The sequence below is a fragment of the Haloactinopolyspora alba genome (assembly GCF_003014555.1).
GTDB lineage: Bacteria > Actinomycetota > Actinomycetes > Jiangellales > Jiangellaceae > Haloactinopolyspora > Haloactinopolyspora alba.
This window is the reverse complement of sequence record NZ_PYGE01000005.1, coordinates 135,751-154,561: the sequence shown is the minus strand read 5'-3', so window position 1 is coordinate 154,561 and position 18,811 is coordinate 135,751. Positions and strand designations below refer to the sequence as shown.

Below are 18,811 nucleotides of genomic sequence, written 5' to 3'. Positions count from 1 at the left end.
CCTGCATCACCAGGCGATTGCACGCGTCACCAGGGCTGTACGGGTGGTGACGCATGGAATTCCATGGCGAACGTGATCATTCAGGACACGGCGAGAGCGTGCTGGATGTCGCGGGTCTGCTCGTACAGGGACCGGTACATCGGGTACAGGCGGTCGTAGACCTCGGACTCCGCCGGGACCGGCTGCACCGTATGGCCGCCCTGGCTCCACCGGTCGTCGCGGTCGGCCGCACCGACCGCGACGGCGGCGAACTTGGCGTCGCCGTAGGCCGCGCCCACCGTCACCGGCGGCACCTCCTGATCGATGCCCGCGGCGCTGCTGACGATGCGGGTCCACAGGTCGCCCTTCGTTCCGCCGCCCACCGCGACGATCCGCTCCACCGGTACCCCCGCCTCGCCGAACGCCTCGAGGTTGTGCCGGACGCCGAACGCGGTCGCCTCGAGCAACGCGCGATAGACGTGCCCGGCGCCGTGCCGCAGCGACAGCCCGGCGACGACGCCCCGCGCGTCCGGGTCGGCGAACGGCGTGCGCTCGCCGTCGAAGTACGGCAGCGCCAGCAGGCCGTCCGCCCCGGCACGGACGTCGCCCGCGTCGGCCACCAGCTCCTCGTACGGGCGGTCGCCGACCAGATGCCGGAACCACCCGGTGATCGAGCCGGAGCTGGCCATCCCCCCGGCCAGCGTGTGCAGTCCCGCGTGCTGGCCGACGGTGCCCCACAGCTGCGAGTGCACGACCGGCTCGCTGGTGACCGCGATGAAGAACATCGTCGAGCCGTACATGACCATGACGTCGCCGGGGTGGCGCACGTCCACGCTCTCGGCCTCGGCCCACGCGTCGATGGTGCCGACCGCCACCGCGGTTCCGGCACGCAGCCCGGTCTGTTCGGCCGCCTCGGCCGTGATGTGCCCGGCGACCTCGGCGGGCCAGCGCAGCTCCGGCAGCTCGAGCCCGGGCGCGACCCGGTCGCTCCACTCCGGGATCCACGCGCAGCGAGCACGGTCGTACATCGGCTGGCACTGGTTCGCCGAGTGGTGATCGAGAACGTACGCGCCGGTGAGCCGGTAGACGACGTAGCTGTTCGCCATGAACAGGTGGCGGGTGCGCTGCCACACCTCCGGCTCGTGCCGGCGGACCCACTCGACCTTCGGGCCGGCCGACTGCGACGACAGCCGCGAACCGCACCGCCGCAGCACCTCGTCCGCACCCAGCTCGGCCTCGAGCTCGGCGGCCACGCCGACGGCGCGGGTGTCGACGCCGTACAGGATCGCCGGTCGCAGCGGCCGCCCGGCATCGTCGCCGACGAGCACCGTCGGGCCGATGCCGCTGACGCACACCGCGCCAATCCGGTACGCGTCGACCTCCGCGACCATCCGCCGTGCCAGCGCGCACACGTCGCCCCACCACACCGCGTCGGCGTCCTGCTCGACCCAGCCCGGCTGCGGCCGCTGCACGTCGTGCTCGACGACGTGGACCGCGACGACCTCACCGTCCGTGGACGCCAGGACGGCCTTGCTGCTCGCCGTGCCGATGTCGATGCCGAGAACGAGATCGGTCATCGATCTCCACCCTCCTGGTCGCGCTCCGGATCGAGTCAGTGCTGCGAGCGCGACTCGCCGCGACACGAGCCGCACCACACGTTCCACGTCAGCGGCGACCAACATACCCCGGACGTGACACGTGCCACGTCCGGGGCAGTCGCCGCCGTCAGACCGCTGCTCAGCCTGCCGAGCCGGGCCCCAGCGGCTGGAACTCGACGTCGAGCAGGCGGCACACCTGCTCGAGCTCGGCGACGTGGTCACCGGGCACCGCGTGGATGTGGTTCGCGCCGAACCGGGACAGGAACTCGTCGGCCGGCACCTGCATCCGGGTGAACGCGTGCGGCCACTCGAACGTCGACTCGCGCGCCAGCTTCTCGTTGATCTCGTCGCCGTAGTCCTCGAAGGCACCCCGCACGACCTGCATCCGGTACCGCCCGTCGTACCGGGTCAGCCGTGCCAGCGTCATCTCTCCCGGCGCCGCCACGTGCTGCACCGACGCGCCGCCGGCCGGGAAGAAGAACACCTCCGGGTAGAGGTTCACCCGCCGCAGGTTCTCGGCCGGGTCGTCGCTGCGCGCGGCGTACCAGGTCGCGTGCTGCCCGGAGTTGCACATGTCCCACATGTCGCGTTCGGCGTTGTAGTGCCGCACGTCCGCGAACAGCACCGGATCGCCGGAGATCAGCTTGAGCACCTGCATGGTCAACGCCGCGTCCATGTCCGACTCGGTGGCCGTGACGTGCGTCGGCTTCGGGCCCTCCCAGTCGTAGGGATCGTTGAGGAAGGCCTCGGTGATGTCCATGGTGGTGAAGTGCGTCGTCAGCTCCGGCTGGCCCTTGATGCCGGAGAAGTCGAGGTTCCACTCGTCGATCAGCTCGCGCACCGCGTGGTACGAGCGGATCTGGCGCTCCAGGATCTCGGGGGTGAGCTGCTTGCCGTCGTAGTGGACGTTCGCGTGCGCCTCGAGCCACTCCCGGCCGGCCCGCGCCCGCGACTCGGGCACCAGCTCGGAACGGCGGACGATCTCCCACTGGTCGATCTCCTCGACGTCCACGCCGAACGTCGACAACCACTGGTCGGTGTTGGCCACGGCGGTGTACATGCCCATCGGGCGCCCGCCGAAGCGGCCGAAGGTGCTGCCGCGCAGCCCGCCCACGGCCTGTGCCGCGCGCACGTGCACGAGCAGCCGCTCCAGCGTCGCGGGGTCGCCGACGTCGCCCCACACCCGGCCGTGGACCCGGCCGACCTGGTCGAGCGAGCCGCCCGCGGCGAGCATGCCGACCATGCCCGGCTGCACCGGGTCGATGCTGGCGAGCAGCACCAGCGGCCCCGGTGTCGCGTCGGCGGCCAGCATCGAGAAGTGCGGGAACGCCCACACCGGGTAGTTGAAGATGGTCACGTCCGGACGGGACTCGGCCACCAGCCGTGCCTGGCTGGAGGCCAGCTCGTTCGTCGAGACGGGCTCGGGTGCGCGGACGACTTCGTGTCCCGCGCGCTCCAACGCCGTGGCGACGTCCGCCTCCGTCGAACGGGCCAGCGCCTCGATGTCGCGGTGGACGAAGTCACGTCCGTCGGAGATGGTCAACAGGCCGATACGCGCCACGGTCTTCTCCCGTCTCAGTCGGTATCCTGATGAGAAATCGATTGCACACACGCTAAGATGACCGCTGGACGGATGTCAACGCCGGTGACCCACCGCACGGCGTGGTATCCAATGCGGGGGGAAAGAAAGGGGCGATACGTGGCCACGATCTACGATGTGGCGCGGCATGCTGGTGTATCCGCGGCGACGGTGTCACGTGTACTCAACGGGCACGTCAAGGTCGACCCTGCGCTCGCCGAACGGGTCACCGCAGCCGTCGCCCAGCTCGGATACCGGCGCAACGCCGTCGCCCGCAACCTGCGCACCAGCCAGACCAGCCTCTGGGCCGTCATCGTCTCCGACATCGAGAACCCGTTCTTCACCTCGATGGTCCGCGGGATCGAGGACGTCGCGTCCTCGGCCGGCTTCTCGGTGGTGCTGTGCAACAGCGACGAGAACCCGGAGAAGGAGTCGAACTACATCGCGGCGGCGCTGACCGAGCAGATGGCCGGGGTCGTCATCTCGCCGTCGTCGAACCACGTCGACGACGTCAACCTGCTGCTCGAGTCGGAGTGCCCGGTCGTGGTCATCGACCGCGAGCTGCAGGGGGTCGACGCCGACACGGTCCTGGTCGACAACGCGCACGGCGCCGACCTCGCCACCACGCACCTGATCGAGCAGGGCAACACCCGGATCGCCTGCATCGCCGGGCCGCGCTGGCTCAGCACCGCCACCCAGCGTCTCGACGGGTACGCGCATGCGCTCACCCAGGCCGGGCTGGCCGTCGACGACGATCTCATCCGCTACGCCGACTTCCGCGAGCGCGGCGGCTACGACGCGATGTCCTCGCTGCTCGACGAGGGCGCGGCACCACAGGCCGTGTTCGCGGCGAACAACCTGATGACCATCGGCGCCATGGAGTGCCTGGTCCAGCGCGGCCTCGCGGTCCCGTCCGACGTCGCCATCGTCGGGTTCGACTCCATCCCGTGGGCGGACCTGATCCGCCCCACCCTGACGACGGTCGCGCAACCCACCTACGAGGTCGGCCGGCGCGCGGCACAGTTGCTGGCCCGGCGTTCCAGCACGCCGGACGGCCCGGCAGAGCGGGTCGTCCTGCCCACGTCGCTGCAGGTACGCGGCAGTTCGACCCGGTGAGGCCGGCGGCGGCCACCGGCGTGATCGTCAGGGATCCACTGTCGCTCCAGCAGTAATGGATCCCTGACGATCACCGAGTGCCGCGCTAGGAAATCGATTACCGGAGTCGCCCGGGCCGCTGTGCGCCGGACCAGGACAGCCGTCGGAACCCGCCCGCGGTGTCAGCGGCCGGCGACCAAATCGGCGTCGTGGATGGTCACGTCGAAGCCCGAGCCGTCCTCGTCCCCGCCGAGATCGCGGACGCTGACGACGATGCCGGTCGCGACGTCCAACGCCACCCGGAACGCCTCCGGGTATGCCTGCCGCGCCGGTGACGGACCGCCCTCGTCGAGCAGGATGCCGGCCGCCACCCGGTCGAACAGCAGCGGACAGCACGAACACCGCGGGTCGTAGTCGGCCGTCGGGCGCACCGTGGCCTCGACCGTCTCGCGCCCCGCCCGCGACGTCCCGACCAGATCGACAACGTCGACACCCCGGACCGAGGGGTCGTGCACGGGACCGTCGGCCGCCGTCCCGTCTGCCAGTTCGACCGGGTCGAGCATCGCGACCCAGCGGTAGTTGTCGTACATCGGGTCGTCGTAGACGAGCTCCGCGTCGTCCGGCCGCTCGGAGACGAGGCCGTCCGGCCGGCGCAGCGGCTGCGGCGCCCACGGGTCCAGCGGAAAGCAGTACTCCGGCCGGGGCGGCAGTGCCGCCGGCCGCGCGTCCGGGTCGTCGTCCGTCAGAACGCTGACCCGGGACGGTCGCGCCGCGGTGCCGGTTGTCGCCGACCGTGTGGACGCGGCCGTCCGGCTCCTCGATGCGCATCCGCCCCGGGCGGCGGATCCACGCGCCCACCACCTCTCCCGGCCCGCCGGGAGCGCCCGGGCCACCTGCCTCGCCCGGGCCGCCGGCGTCGCTCGGGCCGCCGGTCACGCCGACCGTCGTGCGGGTCAGCCGCATCGAGGACCACAACCACGGCGACGAGCGCGCGAGCGCGCGGAAGGTGTCCACGTCCACGTGCCGACAGTAACTCCACGGGCGTACCGTCGGCAGCGTGAGGTGCAGCCATGAGCCATCATGAATTCTCCGGCGTCACCGTCGAACTGACCGTCGGCGACATCACCGCACAGCCGGACGCCGACGCCGTCGTGAACGCCGCCAACGCGCAGCTGCGCACCGGCGGCGGCGTGGCCGGAGCGATCCACCGGGCCGCCGGGCCCGGCCTCGCCGACGAGTGCGCGCCCCTGGCGCCGATCAGCCCCGGCCAGGCGGTGATCACCGGCGCACACGGGCTGCCGAACCGGCACGTCATCCACTGCCTGGGGCCGGTGTACGGCAGTGACGAGCCGAGCGCGGAACTGCTGGCGTCGTGCTACCGCACCGCGCTACGGCTGGCCGACGAGGCCGACCTGGGAGTCGTGGCGTTCCCGGCGATCTCGACCGGCGTCTTCGGCTACCCGGTCCGCGACGCGGCCGCGGTCGCACTGAGAACGGTGGCGCGCGCGGCGCCGGACCTGACCTCGGTGTCGACGGTCCGTTTCGTCCTGTTCGACCAGCGAGCGCTCGACGCCCACCAAGCGGCGCTCGCCGACGTCAGCGGAGACGCCGCCCGCTGACGACGTTCGGCCGCCGTCAGTTGGCCGGCCGCCGACGGTGCACGTCGGCTCATGATGATCAGGTGACATATGTGCGTCGCTGTCCGGCACAACGTCACCTGATCATCCGACGCCCGCATGCCGGACATGATCAGGTGATTGCCCGCCACGTCGCGGCAGCTCAGCGCCTCGATGACGGTCACGTCCGCACTTGATCGCCGGACTCGCGACGATCAGGTGCCCAAACGACGATCAGGTGTCAGGCGAGCCGGGCAGCGAGGTTCTCGTCCAGCGCCGCCAGGAACTCCTCGGTGGTCTTCCACTCCTGGTCGCCGCCGACCAGCAGGGCGAGGTCCTTGGTCATGATGCCGGACTCGACGGTCTTGATGACCACGTCTTCCAGCGTCTCGGCGAACCCGACGACCTCGGGGGTGTTGTCCAGCTTGCCGCGGTGCTCGAGACCGCGCGTCCAGGCGAAGATCGACGCGATCGGGTTCGTCGACGTGGGCTTGCCGGCCTGGTGCTGGCGGTAGTGACGGGTGACGGTGCCGTGCGCGGCCTCCGCCTCGACCTTGCCGTCCGGCGTCATGAGCACCGACGTCATCAGGCCGAGCGAACCGAAGCCCTGCGCGACGGTGTCCGACTGGACGTCGCCGTCGTAGTTCTTGCAGGCCCAGACGTAGCCGCCCTCCCACTTGAGCGCCGCGGCCACCATGTCGTCAATGAGCCGGTGCTCGTAGGTGATGCCGGCAGCGTCGAACTCGGCCTTGAACTCTGTCTCGAAGACCTCGGCGAACAGGTCCTTGAACCGCCCGTCGTAGGCCTTGAGGATGGTGTTCTTGGTGGACATGTAGACCGGGAACTTGCGCTCCAGGCCGTAGCGGAACGACGCACGGGCGAAGTCGCGGATGGACTCGTCGTAGTTGTACATGCCCATGGCGACACCGCCGCCGCTGAAGTTGGCGACCCGCATCTCGATGGGCTCGCCACCGTCGTCCGGCGTGTAGGTGATGGTGACCGAGCCCGGGCCGGGCACGACGAAGTCGCTCGCGCGGTACTGGTCGGCGTGTGCGTGGCGGCCGATGATGATCGGCTTGGTCCACCCCGGCACCAGCCGCGGGATGTTGCTGATGATGATGGGCTCGCGGAAGACGACACCGCCGAGAATGTTCCGGATGGTGCCGTTGGGCGAGCGCCACATCTTCTTCAGGCCGAACTCCTCGACCCTGGCCTCGTCCGGCGTGATGGTCGCGCACTTCACGCCGACGCCGTGCTCGTTGATGGCGTTGGCGGCGTCGACGGTCACCTGGTCGTCGGTCGCGTCGCGGTTCTGGACGGACAGGTCGTAGTACCGCAGATCGACGTCGAGGTACGGATGAACGAGCCGATCCTTGATGAACGACCAGATGATCCGCGTCATCTCGTCGCCGTCGAGCTCGACGACGGGGCCGGCAACCTTGATCTTCGCCATGGTCAGCGCTCCTGGAAGGTGAGTTTTCTCGACGTCAAGATACCAGACCGGTGCGGCGTCCTCGACGCGGGTGGCCTGCGTCCATGGTGCGGACGGGCATCGGCGAGTGAGGCACGAACGAGCCGCGGACAAGGACGCGGGCCACCCGCGTCGAAGACGAACACAGCGGTCAGACCAGCCCGAGCGCGGCCACCGCGTCGCGTTCCTCCTGCAGCTCCTGCACCGAGGCGTCGATGCGCTCGCGGGAGAAGTCGTTCAGCTCCAGCCCCTGGACGATCTCGAACCGGCCACCCCGGGACACCACCGGGAACGAGGAGATCAGGCCCTCCGGAACGCCGTACGAACCGTCGGAGATCACTCCCGCCGACGTCCAGTCGCCGTCCGGGGTGCCGTGCGCCCAGTCGTGGACGTGGTCGATCGCGGCGTTGGCCGCCGAGGCCGCCGACGACGCGCCGCGTGCCTCGATGATCGCCGCCCCGCGCTTGGCCACGGTCGGGATGAACTCGTCCGCCAGCCACTGCCGGTCGCCGACGAGATCGGCCGCGCTCTTGCCGGCGATCTCGGCGTGGAAGATGTCCGGGTACTGCGTCGCCGAGTGGTTGCCCCAGATGGTCAGCTTGGTGATGTCCGCGACGCTCGCGCCGGACTTCGCCGCCAGTTGCGACAGCGCCCGGTTGTGGTCGAGGCGCGTCATCGCGGTGAACCGCTCCGCCGGCACGTCCGGCGCGTGCGCCTGGGCGATCAGCGCGTTCGTGTTGGCCGGGTTGCCCACGACCAGCACCCGCACGTCGTCGGCGGCGCCGGCGTTGATCGCCTCGCCCTGGGGCTTGAAGATGCCGCCGTTGGCCTCCAGCAGGTCGCCGCGCTCCATGCCCTTGGTCCGCGGCCGGGCACCGACCAGCAGCGCGACGTTGACACCGTCGAACGCGCGGCGGGTGTCGTCGGTGACGTCGACCCCGGTCAGCAGCGGGAACGCGCAGTCGTCGAGCTCCATCGCGGTGCCTTCGGCCGCCTGAACGGCCTGCGGGATCTCCAGCAGCCGCAGCCGCACCGGAGTGTCGGGACCCAGCAGCTGCCCCGAGGCCACCCGGAACAGCAGTGCGTAACCGATCTGCCCGGCCGCGCCGGTGACAGTGACGGTGACTGGGGCCTGCGCCATGACGTCTTCTCCTCGTTGAGCCGGCAATGTCGACGACTGCGATGCTACGCACGGCGGGACCGGCCGTCAGCCGCAGGGTCGTCCCGGTGACGCGGTCACGACGGCGGCGGCACGATGAGCGAGGCGATCAGGGTGCCACCACCGAGGAACCCGAGCGTCAGGATGTCCAGGAACCGCGACCGGACATTCAGCAGGCCCGCACGGCCGTTCGGCAGCACGGCGCGCAGGAACGCGGCGAGACACACCCCGCCGGCGATGATGAACGTCCCACGACGGAAGTGATCGTCGGCGACGATGCCGATACCGACCGCGATGACGGCGAGCACGAGGAGCAGCGGCCACTGCCGGAACACCCCTTGGAACCAGCTCCGCGGGGTCAGCCGGCGTTCGGCGGCCTGTGCCCACCGGACACGGAGCGGCCGCTCGCGATCGGACGGTGCGTTCACCGCTGGTCGATGTCCACCCACCGCTGATCGCGGGGGCCGATGTAGTCGCTGTCCGGGCGGATCAGGCGGTTGTCCTCGTGCTGCTCGATGACGTGCGCCGTCCAGCCGCTCATCCGGGAGACGGCGAACACCGGCGTGAACAGGTCGGTCGGAATGCCCAGGGCGCTGTAGACGCTGGCGGCGAAGAAGTCGACGTTGGGGTACAGCCCCTTGCTGTCGAGCACGACCTGCTCCATGCGCCGGGAGAACTCGTAGTAGCGCGAGTTGCCGGTCATGTCGGCGAGTTCCTTGCTCATCTCGCGCAGGTGGGTGGCGCGCGGGTCCTCGGTCTTGTACACGCGGTGCCCGAAACCCATCAGCTTGCGCCCGGCGTCCAGTTCGGCGCGCACGAAAGCGTCGACGTCATCGACGTCGCCCTCGATGGAGCTCAGCGTCTTCATGACCGCCTCGTTCGCCCCGCCGTGCAGCGGACCGCGCAGCGCGCCCATCGCGCCGGTCACCGCGGAGTGGATGTCGGACAGCGTCGCCGCGATGACCCGCGCGGCGAACGTCGAGGCGTTCATGGTGTGGTCGGCGTGCAGGACGAGGCAGGTGTCGAAGATCTCCGCGGCCCGCGGCGACGGCCGCTCGCCGGTGATCTGCAGCAGGAAGTTACCCGCGATGCCGAGGTCGGCCTCCGGCTCGGGTACGCGGGTGCCGCGGCGTTCGGCCTCGTAGCGGGCGACCAGGACCGGAAGCTGCGCCACCAGCCTGGTCGCCTTGCGCCGCTCGGCCTCGATGGAGGAGTCGGCCGCGTCCGGATCGTCGACCGACAGCGCCGAGACCAGCGTGCGCAGCGCCTCCATCGGAGAGCCGCTGCTGCCGACCTCGGGCACCAGTGCGTCGGCGGTCCGGCCGATGCGCCGGTCGCCGGTCAGTTCGGAGCGCAGTTGGTCGAGCTGGGACCGGTTCGGCAGTGAGCCGCGCTGCAGCAGATGGACGCACTCCTCGAAAGAGGTACGCCCGGCGATGTCGTTGATGTCGTAACCACGATAGAAAAGCCGGCCTTCTCGGCCGTCGATGTCCGAGATCGACGTGGAAGCGGCCACCACGTCCGCGAGGCCGCGCGGAGACTTTTCGGCCATGAAAGGGGACCTCCTCGTCCTGAGCGAGTCCGCGCCACCCTACCGACTGTTGGTGACACCACGGGCTCCGGCCCGCGCAGTGGGACCGGCGGGCATCTCCGGCTAGAGCCGTTCGGCGGCCTCCACGACGTTGGCCAGCAGCATCGCACGGGTCATCGGGCCGATGCCCCCGGGCATGGGCGCCACGTGTCCGGCGACGTCGCGGACCTCGTGCGCCACGTCGCCTGTGTAGCGGCCCTTGCCGTCGTCGCCGACGACCCGGGTGATGCCGACGTCCAGCACGGTCGCCCCCGGCTTCACCAGGTCGGCGGTGACCAGGCCCGGCACGCCCGCCGCCGCGATGACGATGTCGGCCCGGCCGAGGTGAGCGGCCAGGTCACGGGTGCCGGTGTGGCACATGGTGACGGTGGCGTTCTCGCTGCGGCGCGAGAACAGCAGGCCCATCGGGCGCCCGGCGGTGACGCCGCGGCCCACGACCACGACATCCGCGCCGTCGAGAGGCACGTCGTAGCGGCGCAACAGCTCGAGACACCCCCGCGGTGTACACGGCAGCGGCGCCGGTCGCATCAGCACCAGGTGGCCGAGGTTGACCGGGTGCAGGCCGTCGGCGTCCTTGGCCGGGTCGATCATGGACAGCACCCGCTGCTCGTCCAGCCCGCGTGGCAGCGGAAGCTGGACGATGAAGCCGTGGCACTCGCGCGACTCGTTCAGCTTCGCCACCGCGGCCTCGACGTCGTCCTGCCCGGCCGTCGCGGGCAGCTCGACCTGCAGCGACTCGACACCAACCTCGGCGCAGTCGCGGTGCTTGCCGGCCACGTACGCATGGCTGCCGGGGTCGTCGCCGACGAGCACGGTGCCGAGCCCCGGCGCCACGCCGCGGGCGCGTAGCGCCGCGACCCGTTCCGTGAGCTCGGAACGGATGGCCGCTGCGGTCGCCTTGCCGTCGAGAATCGTCGCGTTCACGGCGCTGATTCTCGCACGCTGCGCCGATCATCGGCATCAGCCGTGTGGACGGCACCGGACGCGCCGGCGATCAGCGGTGAGCGTCAGTGGAAGAAGTGCCTCGACCCGGTGAAGTACATGGGCACGCCGTATTCACGTGCCGCCGCGACCACGTCGTCGTCACGGACCGAGCCGCCCGGCTGGACCAGCGCGCGCACGCCCGCCTCGAGCAGGACCCGCGCACCGTCGTCGAACGGGAAGTACGCGTCCGACGCCGCCACCGAACCCGCCGCGCGCTCCGCCGCCCGCGCCACCGCGAGCCGCGCCGCGTCCACCCGGTTGACCTGGCCCATGCCGACGCCGACGGCGGCGCCGTCCGCGGCCAGCAGGATCGCGTTGCTCTTGACCGAGCGCGACGCCCGCCACGCGAACACCAGGTCGGCCAGGGTCGCCTCGTCCGCGGGCTCACCCGCCGCCAGGGTCCACGCCGAGGGGTCGTCGCCCGGCGCGTCCACCCGGTCGACCTGCTGAACCAGCAGGCCACCGCTGATCCGGCGGGTCTCGACGGCCTCCGCGTCGGCGGTGTCGGACGGGGCCACCCGCAGCAGGCGGATGTTCTTCTTCTGCGTCAGGATCTCCACCGCCGCCGGCTCGAAGTCCGGCGCGACCACGACCTCGGTGAAGATCTTCGCGATCTGCTGCGCCGCCTCCTCGGTGACCGCGCTGTTCGCGGCGATGACCCCGCCGTAGGCCGACACCGGATCCGTCGCGTTCGCCTTGCGGTGCGCCTCGGCGATGCCGGTGCCGACGGCGATGCCGCAGGGGTTCGCGTGCTTGATCACCGCGACGGCCGGTTGGTCGAAGTCGTGGGCGCAGCGCCAGGCCGCGTCCGCGTCGACGAAGTTGTTGTACGACATCTCCTTGCCGTGCAGCTGCTCGGCGCCCGCGAGGCCCGGAGCACCCTGCCCCGACCGGTACAACGCCGCCGCCTGGTGCGGGTTCTCGCCGTAACGCAGCACCGACGTGCGGTCCCACGTGCCGCCGATCCAGGCCGGGAACACCGGGTCGTCGGACGGCGCCTGCTCGCTGCCCATCCAGGACGCGACGTGCACGTCGTAGGTGGCCGTGTGCACGAACGCCGCGGCGGCCAGCCGCTGCCGCTCGGCGAGGGTGAACCCGCCGGCGCGCACCGCCGCCAGCACGTCGTCGTAGCTCGCCGGGTCGGTGACGACGGCGACGTTGGCGTGGTTCTTCGCCGCGCCGCGGACCATCGACGGCCCGCCGATGTCGATCTTCTCGACCACGTCCTCGGCGCCCGCTCCGGACGCGACGGTCTCGGCGAACGGGTAGAGATTGCTGACCAGCAGCGTGAACGGCTCGATACCGAGCTCGGCGAGCTGGTCGCGGTGCGCGTCGTGACGCAGGTCCGCCAGCAGTCCCGCGTGCACCGCCGGGTGCAGCGTCTTCACCCGGCCGTCGAGGCACTCGGGGAACCCGGTCAGCTCCTCGACCCGCGTGACGGGAACACCGGCGTCGGCGATCCGCGCCGCCGTCGACCCGGTGGAGACGATCTCGACGCCGGCCTGCGCCAGGCCGCGGGCCAGATCGTCCAGGCCGGTCTTGTCGTACACGCTGATGAGCGCCCGCCGGACAGGCGTACGTGCGTCAGTCACGGATGGTGACCTTTCTCTCGTTGATCGTCCAGCCCTTCCGGGCCAGTCGGCCGACGTACTCGACGAGCTGGGCACGCTCGGCATCCTTGATCCGCTCGGTGAGCGTCGCCTCGGTGTCGTCGTCCAGCACCGGAACCGTCACCTGCGCGATGATCGGCCCGGTGTCGACACCCTCGTCGACGAAGAACAGCGTGGCACCGGTGACCTTGACACCGTAGGCGAGGGCGTCGCGGGGACCGTGCATTCCCGGGAACGCAGGGAGCAGCGAGTTGTGCGTGTTGACGTACCGGTCACCGAAACGCTCGAGGAACCGCGGCCCGACGAGCTTGAGGAAGCCGGCGGACACGACCAGGTCCGGCTCGTGTGCCGCAGTCCGCTCGGTCAGCGCGCGGTCCCAGTCGGCGCGGCGCTCGTGGTCGGCCACCCGTTCGACGAACGTGGGCACGCCGGCGTCACGCGCGATGTCGAGCGCGCCGATGCCGTCACGGTCGGCGCCGACGGCGACCACCTGCGCACCGTAGGACTCGTCCGCGCAGGCCCCGAGAAGCGCGGCCAGGTTGCTGCCGGTCCCGGAGGCCAGGACGGCGACGCGGCACACTCGCCCGGCGTCGTGGTCGTGGGCCAACAGACAACTCCCTCGTGGATCGCGGCCGCGGCGATGCTCGCGCCGGTGCGCGACGAGACGGCCGTCGGCGAGGATACCGGCCGTGCGGCCGCGGCGCGTGAGCCGGCTCAGTCGGTGCCGGTGGGTCCGGCGCCCGATGCGCCGGTCGTGCCGCCGGACCCGTCGTCGGATCCGCCGCCGGAACCCTCGCTGGCACCGTCGCCGGTCGTCACCGTCTTCGCGGCGCCGCCCGTCGTGCCGTCGCCCGTGGTGTCCGGCGTGGACGAGCCGTCGGCTGCTGTCACCGTGACGGCGTCGTCGGCGCCGCTCGCTCCTGCCGCGCGACGTGCCGCGCTGCCGCCCTGCCAGCGCAGCAGGAGAACCGTGACGGTGGCCGTGACGCTGACGAATCCCAGGGTGGCGGCGGCCGTCTGCCAGGGCACCGGGCCGATCTCGGTGAGCCGTGCCGCGCCCGCCGTGCCGCCGGACAGCAACGCGAGTGTTCCCGCGCCGATCGCGGCGGCGACTCCTGCGCCGGCCGCGGTACCGAGCACGGGCACCAGCGCCGGCCGTCCGTCGTCTCCGGGTGCGAGACGTGCGTAGCTCACCAGCCCGGCGAGCACACCCGCCAGGACCGGGCCGGCCAGGACGAGCCAGATGGCCGGTCCGGGCAGGTCCGCCGGTAACGCGCCGAGAGCCGGAACGGCCGGGACCGGGCCGAGCTCCACCCCGCCCGGTGCGACCGACGTGCCCGTTCCCACGGCGAAACCCGGTCCTAGGGCGAACGACATCGCCCAGATGACGGCGTTCGGCATGATCAGCGCACCACCGACAGCGAGGACGGCGCCACCGAGCACCCCCGCGTCCAGGGCCCTGGCGAGCGCGCCGACCTGGCCGGAGTTGGCGACGGCGCTCACCGTGGCGAGCACGGCGCCCACGGCGATCAGCCCGGCCAACGCCGCTGCCGCGCCGGCCAACGCCGCACGGACCAGGAGGGGCAACCGTCCGTACCACCGCGGCAGCAGGTCCGCCTCGTGCGCGACGCCGACGACCGCCGCCGCGCACGACCAGGCCCCGGCCCAGCACACCGCCTCGAGCGGCACCGCCGACACCTCGGCCGTGGCGCCCATGCCCGCGATGATCCCGGCACCGAGCGCGTAGGTCAGCACCGCCGGCAGCACGACGGCGATGGTGCCGCGCCGTCCCGAGACCCCGGCCGAGTGCGCCGCCCAGCGAGCCGACCGGTACATGAGCAGCACGAAGACGATCGTCAGCCCCAGCGGCGCGATGGTGAAGTCCGCACCCGCGACGTCCTGGCCGGTGCGGTGCGCCGCCAGCCAGACCCGGGCGCCGAACCGCAGCGGATCGCCCATCGGCGCTCCGGCGCCCTCGCTGATCCAGATCGCCATGGCCGGCAGCACGCTCATCGCGAACGTCGCCACCAGGGCCCACCCCGCGGCGGCGATGGCCGCCAACCAGGGCACCCGCGAGCCCCAGGCCGGTTCGTCCCGGCGGAGCAGCGGGCGGGTCAACAGGTCGGGCACGCTCCCATGGTCGCCGCAACGGGCCCCGAACCCGGTGACACCACGCCGACGAGCGGGCGGCTCGGCGCGTATCGGCGACGGATGCGGGTTCGAGGGATCGCTCGGGCCGGGCGTCCCTGGGGTTCGGTGGCGTCTGTGTTGCGGAGGCCGGGGCGTGGACGTACTGCCGGGGTACACGGGAGCGCTGGATATACAACTGAGCGCCGGATGGAGGCGCTGTCGGGGCCGTGTCCGGCGCTCAGTTGTATATCCAGCGCTGAGTTGTCTGCCGAGCGTCGGCGGCGATGGTCGTGTGCGGTGCGCTCCGACGGCCCGACCTCGTCGAGCGGCGAGGGGGTCACGTCTCCGTCGGCGCGGGCCGGGTCATCACGAGGCTTTCGCTCGCATCACCAGGCATGCAGGGGTGGTGACGCAGGGAATTCCATGGTGAACGTGGTCAATTTCGGGGCGCCGCGGGCGGGGCATGGGCATCATCAAATGCAGCCGGGGTGCAACCGTGGGGGCCACTCGCGGGTCGTCCTTGATGACAGCTCGGCGACGAGGCACGACCAGCGAGCACGACCGAGGGGGCAGCATGGCCGACGACGAGGACTTCGACGCGTTCTACGACGCGACGAACCGCCGCGTGCTGCACCAGATGTATGCCATGACCGGCAACCTGGCCGACGCCCAGGAGGTGACCCAGGAAGCCTACGCACGCGCATGGCAGCGCTGGAAGCACGTCAGCCAGGCGGCCAACCCTGAAGCCTGGATCCGCACCGTCGCCTGGCGCGTCGCCGCGAGCCGCTGGCGCAAGGCGAAGAACTCCGTCACCGCCTTCGCCCGGCACGGCACTCCGGACCCCGCCCCACCACCGGACCCCGACCACGTCGCGCTGGTCACCGCGCTCAAGGAGCTCCCCGAGAGCCAGCGCCGCACCATCGTGCTGCACCACCTCGTCGGTATGAGCGTCAACGACATCGCTGCGGAGACGCACGCATCCGCGGGCACCGTCAAGGCTCGCCTCTCCCGCGGCCGCGCTGCTCTCGCGGCCCTGCTCACCGACACCGAAGCCGACATCACCGCTGGAGGTGACAGCCATGAGTGACAGCTTCGACGACGAGCTGGCCCGGAGGTTGGCCTCCTTGGAGTCCGGCAGTGACTCGACCCGGATGCCCGGCGCCGCCGCCGCACGTCGACGCGCCGCACAGCGCACCCGGCACCAGATCGCGACCGGTGTCGTCGGCGGCTTCGCGGTGATCGCGATCGGTGTCCTCGGAGTGACCCAGCCGACCTACACCACCTCGCCGGAGCCGGTCGGCCCGGCCCCCGACACGTCGACCCCGACCGCCGTCCCCACGACGCCGACCGACTCGCCCACGCCGACCGGGGCTCCCACGGTGCAGTCACCCCCGCCTGATCCCGACACCGGACCCGACTCGTCCGACACGCCGTCGGCACCGGACGACGACGAGAACGACCCCACCCAGTCGATCCCCGACTCCGTGTTCCTCACGACGGACGACCTCGAGGCGGGTGGCGAAGACGGGGAGAGTCCGTACGAATGGGAACGCACGACGACGGACACCTGGCTGCCGTGCGTCCCCGCCATGCCCGACAACGCGCAGGCTCGAAGTTTCGAGCCGACGGCGGAGACGTCCGGCGATCCGGCACGAGTCGACCAGTTCGTCGAGGAGACGGCCGCCGACCAGGCGCGGGCTCGGCTGGACGCCGTGCGCCGGGCCGTCGAGGAGTGCACCGAGCAGAACGACGCGGAGCTCAGCGGGGTCTGGTCGCTCGCCGGTGTGGGAGACGAGGCGTACACGATGGCGTACGGCGGTCCGCCACGCGACGAAGATACGCAGACCTATGTCACGGCGACCCTGATCCGCTCCGGCGATCGAGTCACGTCCATCTTCGACGCGTACACCGGCCAGGACTACATCGGTGCTCCGCGTACCGGACTCGCCGTTGCTGCCGTCGAGCGCATGTGTGCAGAGTCGGGGGACGACTGCACCGGCGCGGTCACGCAGGAGCAGATCTACCCCGTGCCGGACGGCGACGTCACCATGTGGCTCACGATCGACGACGTCCTGGCCGCGACAGGCCTGGACAGGATCAACAACGCGACCAGCCCGTCCGACGTACCGGAGGGCGGGCCGGGCGGATGGGCGCACGTCGGCCTGCCGAGGCACCCGATGGACGACGGCGCGCAGTCGCTGCGGAGACGCATGTTCTCCGACACGTTCCACGGCGTGGTCGTCGACGAGAAGATCGCGCGGTTCCCGGACGCCGAATCCGCGAGCACCCACTACACCGAACTGGTCGCGGCAGCGAACGCGTTCGAGCAGGAGGGCAGCGACGTCACCCGGACCGGCACGGTCGAGACGGACGAGTACGAGGGCACGACGTGGCGGATGGAGGACCCCGAGTACGACACGGTGTCCGTGTACGGGGCAGTGGTCCGCGACGACCGGGTAGCGGCCGTGACCCACGCCGGAGATCTCACCGACGAGCAGATGACCGACCTGCTCGACCGTGCCGGTCAGGCTCTCGGCGAGTGACGCGAGCCCGAACACCGGCCGGCGCGGCGCGTAACCTGCCGGCATGGACCGCACGCACGCCGAGGACCTCGACCGCTCGGACCCGCTCCGGCACCTACGCGACCGGTTCGAACTGCCGGACGGGCTGATCTACCTGGATGGGAACTCACTCGGCGCGTTGCCGCGCGGGGTGCGGAGCCGGGTCCACGCCATGATCGACGACGAGTGGGGGCGAGACCTGGTCGCGTCGTGGAACACGCACGGATGGTGGGACCTGCCCGCTGCCGTCGGCGCCACGCTGGCGCCGCTGGTCGGCGCCGGTCCTGCTTCGGTGTCGGTCGGCGACTCCACGAGTGTGCAGCTGTTCAAGCTGCTCGTCGCCGCCGCGCGATTGCGCCCCGGCCGTCGGACGATCGTCACCGAGCCGGGCAACTTCCCCACCGACTCCTACATCGTCTCCAGCGTCGCCCGGACACTCGGCCTGACGGTGCGCTGGTGGTCGGCCGAGGAGACCCCTGACATCCGCGACGTGCTCGACGACGACGTCGCCGTGGTGTCGCTGTGTCACGTCGACTACCGGCTGGGGCGGATGCACGACGGCGCGGGCGTCACCGCCGCTGTGCACGATGCCGGCGCCCTGATGCTGTGGGACGTGTGCCACTCCGCCGGCGCCGTCGACGTCGACCTCGACGGCTGGGACACCGACCTCGCCGTCGGCTGCGGCTACAAGTACCTCAACGGCGGCCCCGGCGCGCCGGCCTTTGCCTATGTGCACCCGCGCTGGCACGACACCCTCGACCAGCCGATCGCCGGGTGGCACGGGCACGCCGACCCGTTCGCGCTCGAACGCGACTACCGTCCCGCGACCGCGGCCTTGCGGGTTCAGGCCGGGAGCGTCTCGCTGCTCGGGGTGGGCGCGCTCAGCGCCGCACTGGAAGCGTTCGACGGCGTCGCGATGGCCGACGTACGAGCGAAGTCGCTGGCGCTGACCGACCTGTTCCTCACCTTGGTCGAAGAGCGGCTCGCAGCCCACGGGGTAGCCGCGGAGGCGCCGCGTGAGCATGCGCGCCGCGGCTCACAGGTGTGCCTGCGGCTGCCCGAGGCCTACGGCTTCGTCCAGGCGTTGATCCGCCGGCAGGTGGTGGGCGACTTCCGCGAGCCCGATCTCGCCCGGTTCGGCTTCGCTCCGCTGTACACCCGCTTCGTGAACGTGCACGACGCCGTCGAGCGCATGGTGACGGTGCTGGAGTCCGGCGAGCACGAGCGCCCCGAGAACACCGCCCGCGCCGCCGTGACGTGATGGTGCTTGTCGCAGGTGGTCTGCGGCCATGGTGCGGACGGGCATCGGCGAGCGAGGCACGAGCGAGCCGCGGGCGAGCCCGGTCTCGGTAGGGTGGTCCGCGTCCATGGCGCGGACGGGCATCGGCGAGCGAGGCACGAACGAGCCGCGGGCGAGGACGCGGACCATTCCAACCGA

Annotated in this window: 16 protein-coding genes; 5 read left to right on the top strand and 11 right to left on the bottom strand. The window is 71.4% G+C overall.

Features of this window, described 5'->3' with window-relative positions; genetic code table 11:
- Window positions 1–80: 80 nt before the first annotated feature.
- Both CLV30_RS09060 and CLV30_RS09055 read right to left on the bottom strand, forming a co-directional pair.
- Window positions 81–1,556 carry an FGGY-family carbohydrate kinase gene (locus CLV30_RS09060; protein WP_106536879.1) on the bottom strand — a complete coding sequence of 492 codons (1,476 nt, stop codon included), beginning with the start codon at window positions 1,554–1,556 and terminating at the stop codon, window positions 81–83.
- A 160-nt stretch (window positions 1,557–1,716) separates the two neighbouring features.
- The gene (locus CLV30_RS09055; protein WP_106536878.1) at window positions 1,717–3,138 is read right to left on the bottom strand and encodes an L-fucose/L-arabinose isomerase family protein; all 1,422 of its coding nucleotides are present in this window, start codon (window positions 3,136–3,138) and stop codon (window positions 1,717–1,719) included.
- A gap of 138 nt (window positions 3,139–3,276) precedes the next feature.
- On the opposite strand from CLV30_RS09055, the gene CLV30_RS09050 reads away from it, so the two are divergent.
- Window positions 3,277–4,272: a LacI family DNA-binding transcriptional regulator gene (locus CLV30_RS09050; protein WP_106536877.1), complete on the top strand. Its 996-nt coding sequence runs from the start codon at window positions 3,277–3,279 to the stop codon at window positions 4,270–4,272.
- Window positions 4,273–4,433: 161 nt separating this feature from the next.
- On the opposite strand, the gene CLV30_RS26380 is transcribed toward CLV30_RS09050, so the two are convergent.
- Entirely contained in the window at window positions 4,434–5,144 is a 711-nt protein-coding gene (locus tag CLV30_RS26380; protein WP_106536876.1) for a hypothetical protein, read from the bottom strand.
- A gap of 177 nt (window positions 5,145–5,321) precedes the next feature.
- Here CLV30_RS26380 and CLV30_RS09035 point away from each other — a divergent pair, with 177 nt between their 5' ends.
- Window positions 5,322–5,870 carry a macro domain-containing protein gene (locus CLV30_RS09035; RefSeq protein WP_106536874.1) on the top strand — a complete coding sequence of 183 codons (549 nt, stop codon included), beginning with the start codon at window positions 5,322–5,324 and terminating at the stop codon, window positions 5,868–5,870.
- Window positions 5,871–6,108: 238 nt separating this feature from the next.
- Here CLV30_RS09035 and CLV30_RS09030 read toward each other — a convergent pair whose 3' ends face one another.
- The 8 genes from CLV30_RS09030 to CLV30_RS08995 form a co-directional block, all read right to left on the bottom strand.
- Window positions 6,109–7,320, bottom strand: a complete 1,212-nt coding sequence (locus tag CLV30_RS09030) for an NADP-dependent isocitrate dehydrogenase (RefSeq protein WP_106536873.1) — start codon at window positions 7,318–7,320, stop codon at window positions 6,109–6,111.
- A 169-nt stretch (window positions 7,321–7,489) separates the two neighbouring features.
- Complete coding sequence (locus CLV30_RS09025) at window positions 7,490–8,479, bottom strand: malate dehydrogenase (protein WP_106536872.1); 990 nt, start codon at window positions 8,477–8,479, stop codon at window positions 7,490–7,492.
- A 95-nt stretch (window positions 8,480–8,574) separates the two neighbouring features.
- On the bottom strand, window positions 8,575–8,925 hold the full coding sequence (locus tag CLV30_RS09020; RefSeq protein WP_205740815.1) for a DUF3017 domain-containing protein: 351 nt from the start codon (window positions 8,923–8,925) through the stop codon (window positions 8,575–8,577).
- Complete coding sequence (locus CLV30_RS09015) at window positions 8,922–10,049, bottom strand: citrate/2-methylcitrate synthase (RefSeq protein ID WP_106536871.1); 1,128 nt, start codon at window positions 10,047–10,049, stop codon at window positions 8,922–8,924. The genes CLV30_RS09020 and CLV30_RS09015 overlap by 4 nt, the downstream gene beginning before the upstream one ends.
- Before the next feature lie 102 nt (window positions 10,050–10,151).
- Window positions 10,152–11,012: a bifunctional methylenetetrahydrofolate dehydrogenase/methenyltetrahydrofolate cyclohydrolase gene (locus tag CLV30_RS09010; protein WP_106536870.1), complete on the bottom strand. Its 861-nt coding sequence runs from the start codon at window positions 11,010–11,012 to the stop codon at window positions 10,152–10,154.
- Between the two features lie 83 nt (window positions 11,013–11,095).
- Window positions 11,096–12,664 (bottom strand): bifunctional phosphoribosylaminoimidazolecarboxamide formyltransferase/IMP cyclohydrolase, encoded by a 1,569-nt coding sequence (purH, locus tag CLV30_RS09005; RefSeq protein WP_240723302.1) that lies wholly within the window; start codon window positions 12,662–12,664, stop codon window positions 11,096–11,098.
- Entirely contained in the window at window positions 12,657–13,289 is a 633-nt protein-coding gene (purN, locus tag CLV30_RS09000) for a phosphoribosylglycinamide formyltransferase (protein ID WP_205740816.1), read from the bottom strand. Before purN ends, purH begins: the two co-directional genes overlap by 8 nt.
- 107 nt (window positions 13,290–13,396) lie before the next feature.
- A complete protein-coding gene (locus CLV30_RS08995; protein WP_106536867.1) occupies window positions 13,397–14,812 on the bottom strand; it encodes a cell division protein PerM in 1,416 nt (471 codons plus the stop codon).
- Window positions 14,813–15,386: 574 nt separating this feature from the next.
- Between CLV30_RS08995 and CLV30_RS08990 the strand changes: the two genes are divergently transcribed.
- The 3 genes from CLV30_RS08990 to kynU are packed head-to-tail and all read left to right on the top strand — an operon-like array spanning window position 15,387 to window position 18,634.
- Entirely contained in the window at window positions 15,387–15,899 is a 513-nt protein-coding gene (locus CLV30_RS08990) for a SigE family RNA polymerase sigma factor (RefSeq protein ID WP_106536866.1), read from the top strand.
- Complete coding sequence (locus tag CLV30_RS26375) at window positions 15,892–17,355, top strand: hypothetical protein (RefSeq protein WP_106536865.1); 1,464 nt, start codon at window positions 15,892–15,894, stop codon at window positions 17,353–17,355. Before CLV30_RS08990 ends, CLV30_RS26375 begins: the two co-directional genes overlap by 8 nt.
- Before the next feature lie 43 nt (window positions 17,356–17,398).
- Window positions 17,399–18,634: a kynureninase gene (gene kynU, locus CLV30_RS08980; protein WP_106536864.1), complete on the top strand. Its 1,236-nt coding sequence runs from the start codon at window positions 17,399–17,401 to the stop codon at window positions 18,632–18,634.
- The last annotated feature ends 177 nt before the right edge of the window (window positions 18,635–18,811 follow it).